This window comes from uncultured Mucilaginibacter sp. (genome assembly GCF_937859865.1).
Lineage (GTDB): Bacteria > Bacteroidota > Bacteroidia > Sphingobacteriales > Sphingobacteriaceae > Mucilaginibacter_A.
The window spans coordinates 5603-8582 of the sequence record NZ_CALMAT010000015.1 but is presented as its reverse complement, the minus strand read 5'-3'; the positions used below and the strand labels follow the sequence as shown (position 1 = coordinate 8582).

At 39.6% G+C, this 2980-nt stretch carries 4 protein-coding genes; all 4 read left to right on the top strand.

The features are described from left to right. On the top strand, positions 1-221 hold a 221-nt coding region (locus Q0192_RS01995), incomplete at its 5' end, for a helix-turn-helix domain-containing protein (protein WP_299285293.1). A 30-nt stretch (positions 222-251) separates the two neighbouring features. Next, a complete protein-coding gene (locus tag Q0192_RS01990; protein ID WP_299285289.1) occupies positions 252-971 on the top strand; it encodes an RluA family pseudouridine synthase in 720 nt (239 codons plus the stop codon). Between the two features lie 309 nt (positions 972-1280). Beyond that, positions 1281-2138 (top strand): RNA polymerase sigma factor RpoD/SigA, encoded by an 858-nt coding sequence (locus tag Q0192_RS01985; RefSeq protein ID WP_299285286.1) that lies wholly within the window; start codon positions 1281-1283, stop codon positions 2136-2138. Between the two features lie 304 nt (positions 2139-2442). Beyond that, positions 2443-2980, top strand: a 538-nt coding sequence (rpe, locus tag Q0192_RS01980) for a ribulose-phosphate 3-epimerase (protein WP_366518129.1), incomplete at its 3' end; no start/stop codon positions are given.

Here is a 2980-nt window from a genome sequence, read left to right as displayed (position 1 = left end):
AAGTTGTACTGGCAAAAAAAGAATTTGAACTCCTTTATCTGCTTGCCTCCAAACCGGGCAAAGTTTATACGCGGGAAGCGATTTTGAAAAATATCTGGGAAGATTCTGTCGTGGTAACCAACCGGACGATTGATGTCCACATCCGAAAACTGCGCGAAAAGCTGGGCGAAAATTACGTTTCTACCGTAAAAGGCGTGGGCTACAAATTTGAGTTGCTGTAAAACGGCGTAAATCTGCGATATTTGCCGCAGATGAAAATTCCTAAATTCCAGGATCTGATCTTATTTGAAAACGCAGATCTGATCATTGTAAACAAACCTCCTTTTTTAAGTTCTTTGGATGAAAGGGAAGGCGGCGATATCAACATGCTTCGTTTAGCCAAACAATATTGGCCCGATGCACAAGTTTGCCACCGTTTAGACAAAGAAACTTCCGGCGCCTTGGTGTTTGCCAAAAACCCGGAAGCTTACCGCGCTGTTTCCATGCAGTTTGAAAAAAGGCAGGTAAAAAAAGTATATCATGCTATAATTGATGGTACGCATGTTTTTGAAAACCTACTGGTTGATTTGCCCATTTTAAATGTAGGCAAAGGCAACGTAACTATCAGCAGGCAGGAAGGCAAACGCGCCGAAACCTGGTTTAATTCCCTCAAATATTTTAAACATTATACGTTGGTCGAATGCCGGCCGGTAACCGGAAGGATGCACCAAATCCGCATACATTTGGCTACGCAACGCGCTTCCATTGCCGGTGATGAAACGTACAAAGGCAAGCCGGTTTTATTGTCTGATTTGAAACGCAATTACCGTTTAGGCAAAGACCAGGAAGAACTGCCGGTTATGAAACGCTTTGCCTTACACGCTTTTGAAATTTCTTTAAAAATTAATGCGGAAGAGGAAATTACGGTCAATGCACCTTATCCCAAAGATTTTGAAACGTTGTTGAAACTGCTGGAAAAGTTTGATCAGTAACAAAATTAGCTACTAAAAAAATGCCGGTAAAAGAAGCATTGCACGTATTGCCAATGCTTTATAATGACGCTTTGCTGACTGCTTCATGACTTAATAAGAAAATATTTTGCCGCTTAATTTCGTTTAAGTATTGTACTAAATAAAATACAAAATCTTAACAGAATGTCAAATAATGTTTACAATTAAAAACATTAAGATATTCGTTGCGTTAAACAAATTAAGGTACATTTGATCTTTTTACATTAAAATTTTTAGCCCTGCCCGTTAATTTTTTTAAGCTAACAATTTAAAATCCCAGGCATTTACATTATGAGACAACTCAAAATATCCCAATCTATCACCAACCGCGAATCACAATCGCTGGATAAATATCTTACAGAAATTGGTAAAGTAGACTTGATCACAGCACAAGAAGAAGTTATTTTAACCCAAAAAATACGTGAAGGAGACCAAGCTGCTTTAGAACGATTGACCAAAGCAAATTTAAGGTTTGTTGTTTCTGTAGCAAAACAATATCAAAACCAAGGTTTAACTTTAGGAGATTTAATTAACGAAGGAAACTTAGGTTTGATTAAAGCGGCCAAACGTTTTGATGAAACCAAAGGCTTTAAATTTATTTCTTACGCTGTTTGGTGGATTCGCCAATCTATTTTATCTGCTGTTGCAGAACAATCACGTATCGTTCGTTTGCCTTTAAACCAAGTTGGTTCTTTAAGCAAAATTCGCAAAGCTTACTCTCGTTTAGAGCAGGAGTTTGAGCGCGAACCAACACCGGAAGAACTGGCTGTTGATTTGGAAACTACGGAAGAACGCATTTCTGATTCGTTAAATAATTCTGGCCGCCACGTTTCGATGGATGCGCCGTTTATTCAGGGAGAAGAAAACACATTATTGGATGTGTTGCAACACGGTGATCCGGCTACGGATTACAGCATGATCCAGGAATCACTTTCGATGGAAGTAATGCGTTCCCTGTCTTCTTTGCCGGAACGCGACCGTGAAGTGATCATCCTGTTTTTTGGTTTAGGCTCTGGAACACCGCAATCTTTGGAAGAAATTGGCGAACGTTTTATGATTACCCGCGAACGTGTCCGTCAGTTGAAAGATAAAGCGTTGCAGCGTTTGCGCCATACTTCACGCAACAACGTTTTAGAATCTTATTTATAATCCGATACTCTTTTTATCAACCTAAAATTATTATTACATGGCCGAACAGGAAAAAAAAGCAGGTTCAAAAATTGTTGGCATCAGCCTCATCTTATTAATACTGCTTGTTTTGGCGGTGATCGTAATGTGGGTAACCAAGTAAGTTTTTGAAATTTTTCAAATGCGCCCGAACCAATAAAATGGTTCGGGCGTTTTTGTTTATTGACACTAATTTTATACCGGTAAAAGAAGCATCGGGTTTTTTAGTGAAAACATTCTTACTTCAATCAAAACCAATATTTGCACATATTTATATATTTGAAACATGGAACATTTAATTGCGCCTTCTCTTTTGGCGGCTGATTTTGCCAACCTGCAACGCGATGTGGAAATGCTGAACCGAAGCGAGGCCGACTGGCTGCATTTTGATGTGATGGACGGTGTTTTTGTGCCGAATATCTCTTTTGGTTTTCCGGTTTTAAAAGCCATCAAACCCATTGCAACCAAACCAATTGATGTGCATTTGATGATCGTTAACCCGGACCAATACATCGAACAATTTGCAAAAGACGGCGCAGCAAATATTACCGTCCATCTCGAAGCTTGCACGCATTTAAACCGCACCATTCAACTCATCAAAAGCGCAGGTTGTACGGCTGGCGTTGCGCTAAACCCGCATTCGCCAGTTGGCTTGCTGGAAGATTTGATTACTGATTTAGATTTGGTGTTAATCATGTCTGTCAATCCAGGTTTTGGCGGGCAAAAATTTATCCCCAATACTTACAAAAAATTGTACGATTTGAAAGCGTTGGCCCGAAACAGAAACCCACATTTAAAAATAGAGGTTGATGGTGGTGTTGGAG

Excerpts from the sequence above, each read along its gene's own strand:
- Q0192_RS01990 (WP_299285289.1), top strand. The coding sequence starts at position 252 with ATGAAAATTCCTAAATTCCAGGATCTGATCTTATTTGAAAACGCAGAT.
- Q0192_RS01985 (WP_299285286.1), top strand. The coding sequence starts at position 1,281 with ATGAGACAACTCAAAATATCCCAATCTATCACCAACCGCGAATCACAA.